19 protein-coding genes are annotated in these 15,144 nt (G+C 73.7%); 5 read left to right on the forward strand and 14 right to left on the reverse strand.

The genetic code is table 11. The features are described 5' to 3' along the window. Window position 1: 1 nt before the first annotated feature. The 5 genes from IG94_RS0125125 to tsaB all read right to left on the reverse strand — a co-directional run bounded on the left by IG94_RS0125125 (window position 2) and on the right by tsaB (window position 3,060). Complete coding sequence (locus tag IG94_RS0125125; RefSeq protein ID WP_051159398.1) at window positions 2-430, reverse strand: CU044_2847 family protein; 429 nt, start codon at window positions 428-430, stop codon at window positions 2-4. Window positions 431-511: 81 nt separating this feature from the next. After that, window positions 512-766: a hypothetical protein gene (locus IG94_RS0125130; protein ID WP_031041435.1), complete on the reverse strand. Its 255-nt coding sequence runs from the start codon at window positions 764-766 to the stop codon at window positions 512-514. Beyond that, on the reverse strand, window positions 763-1,860 hold the full coding sequence (gene tsaD / locus IG94_RS0125135; protein WP_031041438.1) for a tRNA (adenosine(37)-N6)-threonylcarbamoyltransferase complex transferase subunit TsaD: 1,098 nt from the start codon (window positions 1,858-1,860) through the stop codon (window positions 763-765). The genes IG94_RS0125130 and tsaD overlap by 4 nt, the downstream gene beginning before the upstream one ends. Continuing rightward, on the reverse strand, window positions 1,853-2,410 hold the full coding sequence (gene rimI / locus IG94_RS0125140; protein WP_031041441.1) for a ribosomal protein S18-alanine N-acetyltransferase: 558 nt from the start codon (window positions 2,408-2,410) through the stop codon (window positions 1,853-1,855). Before rimI ends, tsaD begins: the two co-directional genes overlap by 8 nt. Next, complete coding sequence (tsaB, locus tag IG94_RS0125145; RefSeq protein ID WP_031041443.1) at window positions 2,407-3,060, reverse strand: tRNA (adenosine(37)-N6)-threonylcarbamoyltransferase complex dimerization subunit type 1 TsaB; 654 nt, start codon at window positions 3,058-3,060, stop codon at window positions 2,407-2,409. The genes rimI and tsaB overlap by 4 nt, the downstream gene beginning before the upstream one ends. A gap of 182 nt (window positions 3,061-3,242) precedes the next feature. Between tsaB and IG94_RS0125150 the strand changes: the two genes are divergently transcribed. Next, window positions 3,243-3,806: a hypothetical protein gene (locus IG94_RS0125150; protein ID WP_031041447.1), complete on the forward strand. Its 564-nt coding sequence runs from the start codon at window positions 3,243-3,245 to the stop codon at window positions 3,804-3,806. Between the two features lie 42 nt (window positions 3,807-3,848). Here the strand turns inward: IG94_RS0125150 and IG94_RS0125155 are convergent, their stop codons facing one another. The 4 genes from IG94_RS0125155 to alr form a co-directional block, all read right to left on the reverse strand. Next, window positions 3,849-4,037 carry a hypothetical protein gene (locus tag IG94_RS0125155; RefSeq protein WP_031041450.1) on the reverse strand — a complete coding sequence of 63 codons (189 nt, stop codon included), beginning with the start codon at window positions 4,035-4,037 and terminating at the stop codon, window positions 3,849-3,851. Between the two features lie 157 nt (window positions 4,038-4,194). Further along, on the reverse strand, window positions 4,195-4,794 hold the full coding sequence (tsaE, locus tag IG94_RS0125160; protein ID WP_031041453.1) for a tRNA (adenosine(37)-N6)-threonylcarbamoyltransferase complex ATPase subunit type 1 TsaE: 600 nt from the start codon (window positions 4,792-4,794) through the stop codon (window positions 4,195-4,197). Next, window positions 4,760-6,043, reverse strand: a complete 1,284-nt coding sequence (locus IG94_RS0125165; protein WP_031041456.1) for an alpha/beta fold hydrolase — start codon at window positions 6,041-6,043, stop codon at window positions 4,760-4,762. Before IG94_RS0125165 ends, tsaE begins: the two co-directional genes overlap by 35 nt. A 119-nt stretch (window positions 6,044-6,162) precedes the next feature. After that, complete coding sequence (alr, locus tag IG94_RS0125170) at window positions 6,163-7,329, reverse strand: alanine racemase (protein ID WP_031041459.1); 1,167 nt, start codon at window positions 7,327-7,329, stop codon at window positions 6,163-6,165. Between the two features lie 72 nt (window positions 7,330-7,401). On the opposite strand from alr, the gene IG94_RS0125175 reads away from it, so the two are divergent. Then, window positions 7,402-7,773: a holo-ACP synthase gene (locus IG94_RS0125175; RefSeq protein WP_031041463.1), complete on the forward strand. Its 372-nt coding sequence runs from the start codon at window positions 7,402-7,404 to the stop codon at window positions 7,771-7,773. Window positions 7,774-7,932: 159 nt separating this feature from the next. Here the strand turns inward: IG94_RS0125175 and IG94_RS0125180 are convergent, their stop codons facing one another. Beyond that, on the reverse strand, window positions 7,933-8,541 hold the full coding sequence (locus tag IG94_RS0125180) for a helix-turn-helix domain-containing protein (RefSeq protein WP_031041466.1): 609 nt from the start codon (window positions 8,539-8,541) through the stop codon (window positions 7,933-7,935). A 79-nt stretch (window positions 8,542-8,620) separates the two neighbouring features. Here IG94_RS0125180 and IG94_RS0125185 point away from each other — a divergent pair, with 79 nt between their 5' ends. Continuing rightward, window positions 8,621-10,069, forward strand: coding sequence for an NAD(P)H-hydrate dehydratase (locus IG94_RS0125185; RefSeq protein ID WP_031041469.1), 1,449 nt, complete (start codon window positions 8,621-8,623; stop codon window positions 10,067-10,069). A gap of 41 nt (window positions 10,070-10,110) precedes the next feature. Here IG94_RS0125185 and IG94_RS0125190 read toward each other — a convergent pair whose 3' ends face one another. The 3 genes from IG94_RS0125190 to IG94_RS0125200 form a co-directional block, all read right to left on the reverse strand. Then, window positions 10,111-10,461, reverse strand: a complete 351-nt coding sequence (locus tag IG94_RS0125190; protein ID WP_063763409.1) for a hypothetical protein — start codon at window positions 10,459-10,461, stop codon at window positions 10,111-10,113. Between the two features lie 64 nt (window positions 10,462-10,525). After that, complete coding sequence (locus tag IG94_RS0125195) at window positions 10,526-11,449, reverse strand: RpnC/YadD family protein (protein WP_031041476.1); 924 nt, start codon at window positions 11,447-11,449, stop codon at window positions 10,526-10,528. 80 nt (window positions 11,450-11,529) lie between these two features. Further along, window positions 11,530-11,952, reverse strand: coding sequence for an ATP-binding protein (locus IG94_RS0125200; RefSeq protein ID WP_031041481.1), 423 nt, complete (start codon window positions 11,950-11,952; stop codon window positions 11,530-11,532). Window positions 11,953-12,164: 212 nt separating this feature from the next. Here IG94_RS0125200 and IG94_RS0125205 point away from each other — a divergent pair, with 212 nt between their 5' ends. Continuing rightward, window positions 12,165-13,007 (forward strand): helix-turn-helix domain-containing protein, encoded by an 843-nt coding sequence (locus tag IG94_RS0125205; RefSeq protein WP_031041483.1) that lies wholly within the window; start codon window positions 12,165-12,167, stop codon window positions 13,005-13,007. Window positions 13,008-13,014: 7 nt separating this feature from the next. After that, window positions 13,015-13,236: a DUF397 domain-containing protein gene (locus IG94_RS0125210; RefSeq protein ID WP_031041485.1), complete on the forward strand. Its 222-nt coding sequence runs from the start codon at window positions 13,015-13,017 to the stop codon at window positions 13,234-13,236. Here IG94_RS0125210 and glmS read toward each other — a convergent pair. Then, the gene (glmS, locus tag IG94_RS0125215) at window positions 13,197-15,044 is read right to left on the reverse strand and encodes a glutamine--fructose-6-phosphate transaminase (isomerizing) (RefSeq protein WP_031041487.1); all 1,848 of its coding nucleotides are present in this window, start codon (window positions 15,042-15,044) and stop codon (window positions 13,197-13,199) included. The genes IG94_RS0125210 and glmS overlap by 40 nt on opposite strands. Window positions 15,045-15,144 lie beyond the last annotated feature (100 nt).

Below are 15,144 nucleotides of genomic sequence, written 5' to 3' on the forward strand. Positions count from 1 at the left end.
GTCATCCTCCCGAGGATGCGGGGGCGGGAGCCGGGTCCGGGCCTCCCGCGGGTGCGGGGCCGGGCGCGGCCGGGCTCCAGCTCGCGGTGACGGTGAGGTGGGCGGCGCCCGTGCCGCCCACGATCCCGAGCTTGAGGTCCTGGCCGACCTGGACCCCGAAGGTGACGCTCAGTTCGGTGGGCGGATCGGGTACCGCCGTGGCCGCGTCGTGGACCTCCTGGATCAGCGGTCCCAGCGGGCTCAGCGCACCGCGCAGGGCTCCGGTGGCGAACCGGGCGACGGAACCGGACCCCCGTGCCACGGGCACCGCCCGGCCCATGCCCTCGGGCAGGTCGTCGTCGGAGGGCGCCGGGAACGTGCCGTCCGCGGGGGCGAGCAGGAACCGGACCGGGGTGCCGTCGTCGAGTGCGACGTCAGGTGGAGTGGACACGCCCCTATTGTCTTGGGCCGCGCCCGTTCTGACATCGATCTTAGCCAACTCGGTTACGCAATCGACGCATTGCGTATCGGATCAGTCATCGACCGACTCGAACCGCCACCGGTGCACCGCCCGCGCGATCAGGTCCCCGTCGGGTTCGGGCAGCTCCGGCAGTTCGGCGTCGTACGCGGCGTCCCACCAGGTGATGACGAGGACCCGGTCCTGCGGGGCCCGCAGGGTCTCCCGGCGGACCGGGGCACCGGCGAGCGGCTGGGCGCGGGCCCAGGCCAGCAGCTCCTCGCCCCGGCCGGGGAGCGCCCGCGCCTCCCACATCAGCGCGACGGTCACGAGTACAGGTTCTCCTTGCTGACCTCGTGGACGTGGTCGTGCGAGTGGCCGTGGCCGGGGACGTGCGGGTCGGTCACCGGCAGCGAGGAGTCCGCCGACAGGTCCCAGTCGGAGGCGGCCCGGTTCCGCGCCACCATCTCGGCGCCGAGCGCGGCCACCATCGCACCGTTGTCCGTGCACAACTTGGGACGCGGCACCCGCAGCCGGATGCCGGCCGCCTCGCACCGCTCCTGGGCCAGGGCCCGCAGCCGGGAGTTGGCGGCGACACCGCCGCCGATCATGAGGTGGTCCACGCCCTCGTCCTTGCAGGCCCGTACCGCCTTGCGGGTCAGTACGTCCACGACCGCCTCCTGGAAGGACGCCGACACGTCGCGCACCGGCACCTCCTCCCCCGCCGCGCGCCTGGCCTCGATCCAGCGGGCCACGGCCGTCTTCAGACCGGAGAAGGAGAAGTCGTACGCCGGGTCGCGCGGACCGGTGAGGCCGCGCGGGAAGGCGATCGCGCCCGGGTCGCCCTCGCGCGCGTAGCGGTCGATGACCGGGCCGCCGGGGAAGCCCAGGTTCAGCACGCGGGCGATCTTGTCGAAGGCCTCGCCGGCCGCGTCGTCGATGGTGGCGCCCAGCGGGCGGACGTCGGAGGTGATGTCCGAGGACAGCAGCAGGGAGGAGTGCCCGCCGGAGACCAGCAGGGCCATCGTCGGCTCGGGCAGCGGCCCGTGCTCCAGCTGGTCGACGCAGATGTGCGAGGCCAGGTGGTTGACGCCGTACAGGGGCTTGCCGAGGGCGTAGGCGTACGCCTTGGCCGCCGAGACGCCGACCAGCAGGGCACCGGCGAGGCCGGGGCCGGCGGTGACGGAGATGCCGTCGAGGTCGCGGGCGGCGACGCCCGCCTCCTTCAGCGCGCGGTCGATGGTGGGGACCATCGCCTCCAGGTGGGCGCGGCTCGCCACCTCGGGTACGACGCCGCCGAAGCGGGCGTGCTCGTCGACGCTGGACGCGACGGCGTCGGCCAGCAGGGTGGTGCCCCGCACGACACCGACACCGGTCTCGTCGCAGGACGTCTCGATCCCCAGGACCAGAGGTTCGTCAGGCATGGTTGTCGGTTCCTCGTTCGGTGCCCGGTACGGAGGGGTCCGGTGCGGACGTGTCCGGTACGGGGGTGGCAGGGTCGGTCAGGCGCATCACCAGGGCGTCGACGTTGCCCGGCTGGTAGTAGCCGCGCCGGAAGCCGATGGGCTCGAAGCCGAAGCGCTCGTACAGGCGCTGGGCGCGGGTGTTGTCGACGCGGCACTCCAGCAGCACCTCGGTGCACTCGAAGGCGGTCGCCGCCCGCAGCAGCTCCGTCAGCAGCCGTGCGCCGAGCCCGGTGCCCCAGTGGTCGCGGGCGACGGCGATGGTCTGCACGTCGGCCTGCTCGCCGGAGGCGACGAGCCCGGCGTAGCCGACGACGCGGCCGTCCTGCTCGGCGACGAGGTAGCGCCTGCTCGCCCCGGGCCCGCGCGCGTGGGCCAGCTCGGACCAGAACATGCCGCGCGACCAGGCGTCCTCCGGGAACAGCTCCCGCTCCATGCGCAGCACGGGGTCGATGTCCCACCAGCGCATCTCGCGCAGCACGGAAGTGGCTGAAGTGGCTGACTCCGTCACTTGGGGGTGACCACCTTGTAGTTCTTGGGGACCTGGGCGTCGGGGCGGCGCAGGTACAGCGGCCGGGGTGCGGGCAGCTCCTCGCCCGCCGCGAGCCGTTCGGCGGCCAGCCGGGCCAGGGCGGCGGCGGACCCGTGCTCGGGCCCGTGGGCCCGGGGGAAGGTGTCCGGGTAGAGCAGGGCGCCCGCGCCGACGGCCGGGACCCCGGCCACCTGCCCGGCGATGTCGGCGGGCCGGTCGACCGCCGGGTCGGTGAGACGGGTGCGGGAGTCGGCGTACCGGGCCCAGTAGACCTCCTTGCGGCGGGCGTCGGTCGCCACCACGAAGGGTTCCTCCAGGTCGGCGGCGAGGGCGAGGCCGTCCAGCGTGCACACGCCGTACACCGGCACGCCGAGGGCGAGCCCGAAGGTGTCCGCGGTCATCAGCCCCACGCGCAGCCCCGTGTACGGGCCGGGGCCGGTGCCGGCGACGATGCCGGTGACCGCGTCGAGGCGCAGACCGGCCTCCGCGAGCACCCGGTCGACGGCGGGCAGCAGCAGCTCGCCGTGGCGGCGTGCGTCCACCTGGCTCGACGAGGCGATGACGTCCGTGCCGTCGTGCAGCGCGACGGTCACGGCGGGCGTGGCGGTATCCAGAGCGAGCAAGAGCACGCGAACAGCCTACGGCGCCGCCGGGCCCCGGCCGGACGCCCGGCCCGAGTCCCGGGTCCGTGGACGGCCGCCCGGCCTCCACCCCCGTGTCGCTCACCGCATCCATCCGCTCACGTACTGCTACCGTCGCCGGGGCGGGACCGGGACCCGCGGCACGACGTACGACGACGAGGTGGTCGCCAGTGGCAAGCAGCAGCGCCGGTTTCGTCGCCGGCCTCACCACGGCGGCACTCGCGGCCATCGGCGTCCTCGCCCACCAGGCATCGACGCACGTCCCGCACGATCTCGGCCGCACCCACGCGACCGGCTCACCCGCACCCGGTGCCCCGGGCGCCTCCAAGGCACCGCGCGACCGGCGGCACCCGGAGGCGCTGCCCACCGGGTCGGGCCGGGGCGAACGGGTGGTGTACTCGGTGGACGACGACCGGGTGTGGCTGGTCGGCGCGGGCGGCGAGGTGCGGCGCACCTTCCGGGTCACACCGAGCACCGTCGACCCGCTGCCGGGCACCTACACCGTCACGTCCAGGTCCAACCGGGTCACCGGGTCCGACGGCGTGCCGATCGAGCACGTCGTGCGCTTCGCCGGCCGTGAGGGCGTGGCCGTCGGCTTCAGCGCGGCGGTGGACGGTTCGACGGCCAAGCCGGATCCGGGCGAGCGCACCGGCGGCATCCGGGAGTCGCGGGCGGACGGCGACGCGATGTGGCAGTTCGCGACGATCGGCCAGCAGGTCGTCGTCGTGCCCTGACCGATTGGGGCACCCGAGCGCCCCGGTCGGCGAGCGCGGGGGTCAGGCGGCCTCGCGGTGTTCCTGTTCGACGGGCCGGGCCGCCCGCGGGGTCTGCGGCTCGGGCGCGCGCGGCGGCGTCGAGACGGCCGCCGCCGCGGCGCAGGACGCGAGCAGGTCGCGCATCGACACCCCGGCGGGCATGGGCGCGTGGGGCCGGGGGCGGACCTGCGGCCGGGTCTCTTCCGACATGGACGCCTCCTGAAGGTCGGGGGCGGGCGCAGCCATACAAGCCTAGTAAGGCATGCCTAACTACGAGCTGGATACCATGTGACCACGCGCAAGACCCCGAAAGCAATATCTTGCCGACGCCTTGTCGGAACAATCCACGGGACGCGGGCGTCCGCGCTCAGCCCGCGAGGGCGCTCAGGTCGGCCCCGGCCCAGCGCTCGCCGAAGCCGGTCAGCGTCACGTGCCGCACCTCGTCGGTGGTGTCGCCGGCGGCGGTGTCGTCCCCGGCCCGGCCGGTCCCGCCCACGGCCCGGTCGATCCGGAGCTGCAGCCGGTCCTCCGTCAGCTCCTCGACCTTCCCCTCGCCCCACTCGACCACGATCACCGAGTCGGACAGGGAGACGTCGAGGTCGAGGTCCTCCATCTCGTCCAGGCCGCCGGACAGCCGGTAGGCGTCCACGTGGACGAGCGGCGGGCCGTCGCCGAGCGAGGGGTGCACGCGGGCGATCACGAAGGTCGGTGAGGTAACTGCGCCCCGCACGCCCAGGCCCTCGCCGAGACCGCGGGTCAGCGTCGTCTTGCCCGCGCCCAGCTCGCCGCTGAGCATCACCAGGTCACCGGCGCGCAGCAGTCCGGCGAGCCGGCGGCCCAGGTCCCGCATCCGCTCGGGAGAGGCGACGGTGATTCCGGTGCCGGGGGCGGAACCGGGGTGGTCGGCGGGCGAGACGGAACCGGAGGGGGGCTCAGCCGGGCCCCGCGCTGCTGCTGGTGCTTCCATAGCCGCCCACGGTAGTCGCTGCGGGCACCGCGCCCGCGCGGGCGAGCAGGTCGGCGAGCCGGTCGGTGACCAGCTCCGGGTGCTCCAGCATCACCAGGTGCCCCGCGTCGGGCACCAGCACCAGCTCCGCGTCCGGCAGCAGACCGGCGATCTCCTCGCTGTGCTCGCTCGGCGTGACCAGGTCCCGCACCCCCGCCAGTACGAGGACCGGCAGGTCGGCGAACTCGGCGAGGGCGTCGGTCTTGTCGTGGTCGTTGAACGCCGGGTAGTACTCGGCGACCACGTCGATCGGCGTCGACTCGATCATCCGCTCGGCGAACCGGGCCACGGCCGGATCGACGTCCCGGGAGGCGAACGAGTACCGCTTGATGATTCCGGCGAACAGGTCGGCCGTCGCCCGCCGCCCCTTCTCCACCAGTTCGGCCCGCTGCCCCAGCGCCTTGAGCACGCCCGGCAGCACTCGCCGCACCGCGTTGACGCCGGCCACCGGCAGCCCGAAGTTGACCTCGCCGAGCCGCCCGGAGGACGTGCCGACGAGGGCGACGCCGACGACCCGCTCGCGGACCAGCTCGGGGAACGCGTCCGCGAGGGCCATCACGGTCATGCCGCCCATGGAGTGCCCGACCAGCACGATCGGGCCCTCGGGCGCGGCGGCGTCGATGACGGCCTTCAGGTCGCGGCCCAGTTCCCCGATGGTGACGGGGCTGCCGTCCCGCACCTGGGTCACGCCCCGCCCGGACCGGCCGTGGCTGCGCTGGTCCCAGTGGACGGTGCGGACGACGCCCCTGAGGGCGGCCCGCTGGAAGTGCCAGGAGTCCTGGTTGAGGCAGTAACCGTGGCTGAAGACGACGGTGACGGGAGCGGGTGCCCTGCGCCCGAAGAGCCGCCGGCGGCGCCCGGTGAGCGCGGCCCGGCCCGCCGTGCCCCCGCCGTCTCCGCCGCCCCCGCCCGGACCGCCGTCCCCGTCGTCCCCACCGTCTGCGTCGTCGACCTCGTAGTACAGCTCGGTGCCGTCGTCGGCGTACGCCGTGCCGGGGGTGCCGCGCAGTCCGCCGTACGGGCCCGCCGAGTCGAGGGCGAGCCGGGCCTTCTGGCGCATGCCGCGGCCGACGGTGAGCCGCTCTATCGCCACACCGGCCGCGGCGCCCGCCGCGACCACGCCTATCGCGACACCGGCGATGCCGGTCGCGCGGCGCCAGCCGCCCGCGGCGACGGCCGACGCGACGGCCTCCGCGTTGCTCTCGCTCACGTACCCCGCTCCTCTTCGCCGGGCCGGCCTGCGGCCGGGTCGCCGTACGGATGCCCGATGCCGGTCACTGTCTCAGCCGGACGCGCATCGCCGCGGACGCGTCACCCGCCACCGACGCCTCACTCGTTGACGTAGACGCGCGGGACGCGGCTGCCGATCCGGGTGACGATCTCGTACGCGATGGTGCCCGCCGCCTGCGCCCAGTCCTCGGCGGTGGGCTCGCCGCGGTCGCCGGGTCCGAACAGCACCGCCTCCGCGCCGGGCTCGGGCCGGTCCCCGCCCAGGTCGACGACGAACTGGTCCATCGCGATCCGTCCCGCGACCGTACGCCACTTGCCGTCGACGAGGACGGGCCCGGTGGAGGAGGCGTGGCGCGGGACGCCGTCCGCGTAGCCGAGCGGGACGAGGCCGAGGGTGGTCTCGCCGGGGGTCGTGTAGTGGTGCCCGTAGCTGACGCCGTGGCCGCCGGGGACCTGCTTGACCAGGGCCAGGGAGGCGGCCAGCGTCATCACGGGGCGGAGTCCGAAGTCGGCGGAGGTGCCGGTCTCGGGGCTGGGCGAGACGCCGTACATCGCGATGCCGGGGCGTACGAGGTCGAAGTGGGCGTCGGGGAGGGTGAGGGTGGCCGGCGAGTTGGCGATGTGCCGCACGTCGGGGCGCAGGCCCCGCTGCTCGGCGCGGGCCGTCATCTCCCGGAAGCGGGTGAGCTGGGCGGCGACGGAGGGGTGGCCGGGTTCGTCGGCGCGGGCGAAGTGGGACCAGAGCCCGGTGACGCGCAGCAGCCCCTCCCCCTCGGCCCGCAGCGCGGCCCCGACCAGTTCCTCCCAGTCCGCGCCGGGCTGGCAGCCGCCCCGGCCGAGCCCGGTGTCGGCCTTGAGCTGCACCCGTGCGGGCATCCCGGCCGCCCGTGCCGCCGCGGTGACCTCCGCCATGGCCCACATCCCGCTGACGGACACGTCGAGACGTGCCTCGACCGCCTCCCGCCAGGGGCCGCCCGGCGTCCACAGCCAGCACATGATCCGTACGTCGTCCGGCAGCCCGGCCCCGGCGCGCAGGGCGAGGGCCTCCTGCGGGGTCGCGGTACCGAGCCAGCTCGCACCGGCCCCGACGGCCGCGCGGGCGCAGGGGATCGCGCCGTGGCCGTAGCCGTCCGCCTTGACGACGGCCATGAGAGCCGCCCCGGGGGCCCGTTCGCGCAGGACGCGCACGTTGGCCCGCAGGGCGGCCAGGTCGATCTCGGCCCGGGCGCGCAGTACCTCGTCCCGCCGAGCAGCTGTCTCACTCATCGTGCCCCCAGTCTCTCAGAGCACCCGCCCGCCCCCGCCCCGCGCCGCCCGGCGGTGGCTAGGGTTCCCGGCATGAGCATCATCGGGGTCGGGATCGACGTGGCCGAGGTCGAGCGGTTCGGGGCGTCGCTGGAGCGCACACCGGCGCTGGCGGGGCGGCTCTTCCTGCCGGGCGAGCTGCTGCTGCCGAGCGGGGAGCGCCGGGGCACCGCCTCGCTCGCGGCCCGCTTCGCGGCGAAGGAGGCGCTGGCCAAGGCGCTGGGCGCACCGGCCGGCCTGCTGTGGACGGACGCCGAGGTGTACGTCGAGGACGGCGGGCGGCCGAGGCTCCGGGTGACGGGGACGGTGGCGGAGCGGGCGGCGGAGCTGGGGGTGGCGTCCTGGCACGTGTCGCTGAGCCACGACGCGGGGATCGCGTCGGCGGTGGTGATCGCGGAGGGGTAGCACCCGGGGCGGAGGCCGGCCGATCGCCGGCCGGCCGGTGAACGCCGGGCAACCGGTGGCCGGGCACACCGGACCGCACGATGGTCGGCCGCACCGGACGGCCGCCGCGTAGGCACGGCCGTCGGACCCCACGGAGGCCGGCGCGGCGTCCGACGGCGGTCAGCCGCCGGTCGGCCGCACCCGGATGTGCATCCGTTCGCCCTGGGCGCCGTACAGCGCGAGCCACTCGACGGGCCGGTCCCCCGCGTTGGCGATGCCGTGCGGGACGCGGGTGTCGAACTCCGCCGTCTGCCCGGCCGTCAGGACGAGGTCGTGCTCGCCGAGGGCGAGCAGCAGCCGGCCGGAGAGGACGTACAGCCACTCGTGCCCCTCGTGCGACCCCTGCTCGGGGCGCGGCGTCCGCTCGGTCCGGGGAGCGGCGGGCGCGGGCAGGATCTGCTTGTAGGCGTGCAACCCGTCGTTGGGGTTCCGGGTCAGCGGCACCCACGTCTGCCCGTGCCGGGTGAAGGGCCGCGGGTGGACCCGGGGGTCGCCGGTCCGGGAGCCGACGAGTTCGTCCAGCGGCAGCCGGTGCGCCCGCGCGAGCGGCAGCAGGTGGCGCAGCCCCGGCTCGCGCTGCCCCGACTCCAGCCGGGACAGCGTGCTCACGGAGATGCCGGTGGCGGCGGCGAGCTGGGCCAGGGTGAGCCCGCGGGCCTGCCGGATGGCGCGCAGGCGGGCCCCGAGCGAGGTCATCACCTGCGCCGTCTCGTCGTCACCGCCGCTCATGGGTCAACTGTCCCCCATCCCCGGACCCGGGGTCCGGCGGGCCGTGCGTGTTCCGGGCGTACGGGGAAGACTCGACGGCATGCGGACTGCGTACAGCGTGGAGACGGTCAGGAACGCCGAACGGGAGCTGATGGCCCGGCTGCCGGAGGGGGCGCTGATGCAACGGGCGGCCGCCGGACTGGCCGCCGCCTGCGCCCAGGTGCTGGGAAGGGTCGCCGGGCGGGTCTACGGCAGCCGGGTCGTGCTGCTGGTCGGCAGCGGTGACAACGGCGGCGACGCCCTGTACGCCGGGGCGCGGCTGGCCCGGCGCGGGGCGGGCGTGACGGCGGTGCTGCTCGCCCCGGACCGGGCGCACGGCGGCGGCCTGGCGGCGCTGCGCCGCGCGGGCGGCCGGACGATGAGCGGCGAGTCGGCGCCGGCGGACATCGCGCGGGCCGACCTCGTCCTCGACGGCATCGTCGGTATCGGCGGCAAGGGCGGGCTGCGGGAGGCGGCGGTGCCGCTGGCGGACGCCGCCGCGCGCTCGCGGGCCGCCGTGGTCGCCGTCGACCTGCCGAGCGGGGTCGACGCGGACACCGGGGAGGTGCGGGGCGCGGTGGTCCGGGCCGACCTGACGGTGACGTTCGGCGCACACAAGCCGGGGCTGCTGATCGATCCGGCGCGGGAGTACGCGGGTGCGGTGCGGCTGGTGGACATCGGCCTGGCCCTGCCCGCCGAGGCGGCCGAGGCGGAGGCGTTGCAGCACGCGGACGTGGCGCTGCTGCTGCCGGTGCCGGGGGCGGAGAGCGACAAGTACCGGCGCGGGGTCGTCGGCGTCGCCGCCGGTTCGGCCCGTTATCCGGGCGCGGCCGTGCTCGCCGTCGCGGGTGCGCTGCGGGGCGGTGCGGGGGCGGTGCGGTATGTCGGTCCGGCGGGGGACGCGGTGATCGCCCGCTTCCCGGAGACGCTGGTGTCCGACGAGGGTCCGAAGCGGGCGGGGCGGGTGCAGGCGTGGGTGGTCGGGCCGGGCGCCGGTGACGACGCGTCGACGGTGGCGGAGGTCCTGGCGGCCGAGGTACCCGTACTGATCGACGCGGACGGCCTCCGCCTGGCCGATCCGGAGGCGGTCCGCTCGCGCACGGCCCCGACCCTGATGACCCCGCACGCGGGCGAGGCGGCGGCGCTGCTGGGGGTGAGCCGGGAGGAGGTCGAGGGCGCCCGCCTGTCCTCGGCCCGCGAACTGGCGGCGCGGTACGGGGCGGCGGTGCTGCTGAAGGGCTCGACGACGGTGGTCGCGTCCCCGGACGGAGGCCCGGTCCGCGTCAACGCCACGGGCACGTCCTGGCTGGCCACCGCCGGAAGCGGGGACGTCCTCTCCGGTCTCGCGGGCTCCCTGCTGGCGACGGGCCTGTCGGCCCTGGACGCCGGGAGCACGGCGGCGTACCTCCACGGCCTGGCGGGCCGCCTGGCGGCCCGGGGCGCACCCGCGGGGGCACACGACGTGGCGAAGGCAATCCCGGCGGCTTGGCGGGACGTACGGGGGGACTGACCGACGGTGACCAACGGTGGGTGGGGACGAAGTCCCCCCGCTCACTCCAACGCGGGCTTCTCCGGCGGCTCGCCCGGCCGCATCGCGAACAGCCCTTCCGCCTGCTCGACCGTCCCCACGCGGCCGAGCCAGAAGTCGAGGCGAGCGAGATCGGTGCACCCGACGACCCGGGCCCGCACCTCGTGGGAGACGGTGAGCCCGCGCGCTTCAAGGACGCGCACGATGCTCGCGGCCATGCCCCTGGCCATGCCCTTGACCATGCCTTCGGCGAGCCCCTCGGCCAGGCCCTGGGCCATTCCCTGGGTCAGCCCTGCGGCCTTCCCGTTGGCTTCCCCGTCGTAGTAGGCCTCTTCGAAGACCGTCCCACGACCCGGGAAGTAAGAAATAACCACCTTCTCCGACTCCCTCCGCACACCCGATGTCGGAGTGCGCTGTACTCGGCCGACGAGCGGCTCGCTACGAGCCCTGCTCTTCCTGCGGCTCGTCCGGCATTCCGTCGAACAACTCCTCCACCTGCTCGACCGTCCCGGCCCGGTCGAGCCAGAAGTCGAGGCGGTCGAGGTCCGTGCAGTCGCTGACGCGGGTGCGCGCGTCGTCGGAAACGGCGAGACCACGCCCCTCCAGGACACGCAGGACGCCGTCGGCCTTGCCCGCAGCCATGCCCGCGGCCTCCCCGTCGTAATACGCCTCCTCGAAGACCGTTCCACGGCCCGGGAAGTAAGAAATAACCACCTTCTCCAGCTCCCTCCACCTGTCTCGGGCCGGGGTGTTCGCCAGGCCCACTTCCAGCATTTCCGACCAGTACTTGGCCGTGGCCACGTCGAACGCCCGCATTCCGTGGGCCAGCAGACTCAGTATGGCGTCGATTCCGCGGCTCTCGCTGTGCACGATCGCCGAGAACGTCGCCAGCGCCGGCTGCTCCGCCACCAGCGTCTCGTCGGTGATCTCCGGAACACTGTCCGGGCCGAGGACGAAGGGCCGGGTGATCTGGCTCGACCAGGGCCCGACCTTGCACTCGAAGGGACCTGCGGCCCAGCGTGCCGTTTTCCTGCTGCGGCAGACGGCCACGAGCAGCACCGGCAGCTCGAACTTCGCCCGCAGGTAGGCGACGTAGTACGCCCAGTTGACGCCCTTGTCCGGCGCCCTGCGGGTCTGGGCCTCGACGGCCAGGAGGAAGGGCGGCTCCCCTTCCGACGGCTCGACCCGCAGCACCGTGTCCACACGGCGCTCCAGCGGCTTGAGCTCCGTGGCGTCTGGGGTCAGCGGCACGATGTCCGCCTTGGCGGGCGGCGGCAGCCCCAACGCCTCGAAGATCGGGGCGAGAACCTCCGGATGATCCTGGAAGATCCGGTGCGAGGTCTCGTGGGTGGATGTGACCATGCGCGCAATCTATTTCTGAAGGAGGACCGGATTGTCGGGTGATCGCGATGCGTTCACTCTTTCGAGCGGCGACGAAACGTTCACGCCGCCGGCCCCGCAGAGCCGAGTTCGCACCAGACGTACTTGCCCCGGTTTCCCTCCCGGACCAGCGGCTGCCACCCCCACACATCGGCGCAGGCCCGCACCAGCGCCAGCCCCCGTCCCTCCTCCGCGTTCGGCCCCCGGTCGAACGGCCGCGGCGGTTCGGGCGGCGACGGGTCCGCGTCCCACGCGCCGATACGGAGTACGCCGTTGCCGGTCCAGCGGACCCGCAGTGCGGCCGGGCCCTTGGTGTGCCGTACGGCGTTGGCGACCAGCTCCGTGGCGAGGAGTTCCGCGAGGTCGACCATGCCGATCAGGCCGTGCATCGTGAGGATGAGCCGGAGGGTGCGGCGGCTGACGGTGACGGCGCGGAGGTCGTTCGGGATATAGAGGGAGTACTCCCACGGGTCGCTTTCGGGCATGCGGCAACTCCTCGTCGGCAGTAAGTGGTTGAGTGCGCGCGGGGCGGGTGGCAGTGCCGCGGCCGTCAGGGCACGACGGGGCGGTGCGCTTCCGGCACCCCGATGTCTCGCAGAGTGTGCGATGCGTCACCGACGGTAGACCTTTATTTCAATACGGGGCAAGCGGATCGCGTAATCTGACCCCGAACGAGGCGCGTTGAGAGGAGCCGTCGATGCCCCTGAGGCGCGAACCAACAGAACGCCAGAAGCGGTTGGGCACCGAACTGCGCAGGCTGCGCGACGCCGCCGGGCTGAAGGCCCGCGAGGCTGGGGAGCTGCTCGGGGTCAGCTCCGTGCAGATCAGCCAGATCGAGATCGCCCTGGCGGGAGTGAGCGAGGCCCGTCTGCGCCGCCTCGCCGGCCACTACAGGTGCACGGACGAGGACTTGATCGACGCTTTGGTCAGGTTGGCGACCGACCGGACGCGCGGCTGGTGGGAGGAGTACCGCTGGCTGCTGCCCACCCCGTTCCTCGACCTCGCCGAACTGGAACATCACGCCACCTTCTTGCGGGAGGTGGGGTTCCTGTTCGTCCCCGGCCCTCTCCAGACCGAGGACTACGCGCGCGCCGTGTTCTCCTACCGCGTCCCCGAGTTGCCGCCGAAGGAACTGGAGCTGCGTGTTCAGCACCGCATGCGCAGGAAGGAGTGCCTCCGCGAAACCCCGTACGAGGCCGTCGTCCACGAGGCCGCTCTGCGCATCATGGTCAGCGATCGAGCCGCCTCACGAGCGCAACTCGACCACCTTCTGCATCTGGCGGACGCGGACAACATCACGGTTCGGGTCATTCCCCTCGACCTTGAGGGGTTCGCCGGTGCCGCCAGCGCCATGGTGTACGCGGGAGGCACCGTGCCGAGACTGGACACGGTCGCGCGCGACGCACCGCACGGCACGGCGTTCATCGACTCCGAGGATCAACTCAGCGCTTTTCGAACGCTCTTCCGTAAGGTGGAGGATGCGTCGCTCGACCCGGACCAGTCGCGCGACTTCATCCACAGATTGACGAAGGAGCGGTGAGATACGCATGGACACCCCCGGCAACTGGCGGAAGTCGTCCTACTCAGGTCCCGGCGACGGCAATTCCTGCGTGGAGATAGCCCAGTCCCCCACGCACGCCTTCGTCCGCGATTCCAAGACCCCGGCGACGGCGACGCTCACCTTCCCGCCCGCCGCCTTCATCACCTTCCTCGACGCCCTGAAGCCCGCTCACTCCACCGTCACCGACTTCGCCAGGTTGCGCGGCTGATCGACCTCGTTGCCGCGGGCCGTCGCCAGTTCGCAGGCGAAGACCTGCAGGGGCACCGTGGCCACCAGGGGCTGGAGCAGGGTCGGGGTGGCCGGGACGCGGATCAGGTGGTCGGCGTACGGGACGACCGCCTCGTCGCCCTCCTCGGCGATGACGACGGTGCGGGCGCCGCGGGCGCGGATCTCCTGGATGTTGGACACGATCTTGCCGTGCAGGACGGAGCGGCCGCGCGGGGACGGCGCCACGACCACGACCGGCAGGTCCTCCTCGATCAGCGCGATCGGCCCGTGCTTCAGCTCGCCCGCCGCGAAGCCCTCGGCGTGCATGTACGCCAGTTCCTTGAGCTTCAGGGCGCCTTCGAGGGCGACGGGGTGGCCGACGTGCCGGCCGAGGAAGAGCACCGTGTCCTTGTGGGCGAGGGAGCGGGCCAGTTCCCGTACCGGCTCCATGGTCCCGAGGACCCGCTCGACGGCGCCGGAGATGCCCGCCAGGTCGCGGACGACGTCGCGGATCTCGTCGCCGTACTTCGTGCCGCGCGCCTGGCCGAGGTACAGGGCGACCAGGTAGCAGGCCACCAGTTGGGTGAGGAAGGCCTTGGTGGAGGCGACGGCGACCTCAGGTCCGGCATGGGTGTAGAGGACCGCGTCGGACTCGCGGGGGATCGTCGAGCCGTTGGTGTTGCAGATGGCCAGGACCCTGGCGCCCTGTTCACGGGCGTGGCGCAGGGCCATGAGGGTGTCCATGGTCTCGCCGGACTGGGAGATCGCGACGACCAGGGTCTGCTGGTCGAGGATGGGGTCGCGGTAGCGGAACTCGCTGGCCAGCTCCACCTCGCAGGGGATCCGCGTCCAGTGCTCGATGGCGTACTTGGCGATCAGTCCCGCGTGGTACGCCGTACCGCAGGCGATGACGACGACCTTGTTCGTCTCCCGGAGCACCCCCGGCGGGATGCGCACCTCGTCCAGGCTCAGCGTGCCGGAGCCGTCGACGCGGCCGAGCAGGGTGTCGGCGACGGCCTTCGGCTGCTCGGCGATCTCCTTGAGCATGAAGGAGGCGTAGCCGGCCTTCTCGGCGGCCGAGGCGTCCCAGTCGACGTGGTAGGAGCGCACGTCGGCCGGGGTGCCGTCGAAGCCGGTGACCGTCACGCCGTCCCTGCTCAGCTCGACGACCTGGTCCTGGCCCAGCTCGACGGCGTCCCGGGTGTGGGCGATGAAGGCCGCCACGTCGGAGGCGAGGAAGTACTCCCCCTCCCCCACGCCCACCACGAGCGGCGAGTTGCGGCGCGCGCCCACGACCACGTCCGGCGCGTCGGCGTGCACCGCGACCAGCGTGAACGCGCCCTCCAGGCGCCGGCACACCAGCCGCATCGCCTGGGCGAGGTCGGCGCAGCCCGAGAACTCCTCGGCGAGCAGGTGGGCGACGACCTCGGTGTCGGTCTCGGAGGGCAGGTCGTGGCCGCGCTCGGCGAGTTCGGCCCGCAGCGGCGCGAAGTTCTCGATGATGCCGTTGTGGACCACGGCCACCCGGCCCGCGTTGTCGAGGTGGGGGTGGGCGTTGGCGTCGGTGGGCCCTCCGTGCGTGGCCCACCGGGTGTGGCCGATGCCGGTCGCGGCGGCCGGCAGCGGGTGTTCGGACAGTTCCTTGTCGAGGTTGACCAGCTTCCCGGCGCGCTTGGCGGTGGCGAGGCCGCCGTCCGCCGGCACGGCGACGCCCGCCGAGTCGTAGCCCCGGTATTCGAGCCGCTTCAGTCCGGCCATCACGACATCGAGCGCCGACTGAGACCCTACGTATCCCACGATTCCGCACATAAGCGGCAGCCTACGAGCAAGATCGACCGTGAAGCGGGTACGAAGCGGGCGTTCCCTGCCCGAAATCGGAAATTACCACCAGGGTACGAACATCCTGCGC

It is taken from the genome of Streptomyces olivaceus (assembly GCF_000721235.1).
GTDB lineage: Bacteria > Actinomycetota > Actinomycetes > Streptomycetales > Streptomycetaceae > Streptomyces > Streptomyces olivaceus.

Coding starts and splice junctions, on each gene's coding strand:
- tsaD (WP_031041438.1), bottom strand. CDS start 1,860: ATGCCTGACGAACCTCTGGTCCTGGGGATCGAGACGTCCTGCGACGAG.
- IG94_RS0125155 (WP_031041450.1), bottom strand. CDS start 4,037: ATGTCGGAAGAGACCCGGCCGCAGGTCCGCCCCCGGCCCCACGCGCCC.
- tsaE (WP_031041453.1), bottom strand. CDS start 4,794: ATGGAAGCACCAGCAGCAGCGCGGGGCCCGGCTGAGCCCCCCTCCGGT.
- alr (WP_031041459.1), bottom strand. CDS start 7,329: ATGAGTGAGACAGCTGCTCGGCGGGACGAGGTACTGCGCGCCCGGGCC.
- IG94_RS0125175 (WP_031041463.1), top strand. CDS start 7,402: ATGAGCATCATCGGGGTCGGGATCGACGTGGCCGAGGTCGAGCGGTTC.
- IG94_RS0125180 (WP_031041466.1), bottom strand. CDS start 8,541: ATGAGCGGCGGTGACGACGAGACGGCGCAGGTGATGACCTCGCTCGGG.
- IG94_RS0125185 (WP_031041469.1), top strand. CDS start 8,621: ATGCGGACTGCGTACAGCGTGGAGACGGTCAGGAACGCCGAACGGGAG.
- IG94_RS0125195 (WP_031041476.1), bottom strand. CDS start 11,449: ATGGTCACATCCACCCACGAGACCTCGCACCGGATCTTCCAGGATCAT.
- IG94_RS0125200 (WP_031041481.1), bottom strand. CDS start 11,952: ATGCCCGAAAGCGACCCGTGGGAGTACTCCCTCTATATCCCGAACGAC.
- IG94_RS0125205 (WP_031041483.1), top strand. CDS start 12,165: ATGCCCCTGAGGCGCGAACCAACAGAACGCCAGAAGCGGTTGGGCACC.
- IG94_RS0125210 (WP_031041485.1), top strand. CDS start 13,015: ATGGACACCCCCGGCAACTGGCGGAAGTCGTCCTACTCAGGTCCCGGC.
- glmS (WP_031041487.1), bottom strand. CDS start 15,044: ATGTGCGGAATCGTGGGATACGTAGGGTCTCAGTCGGCGCTCGATGTC.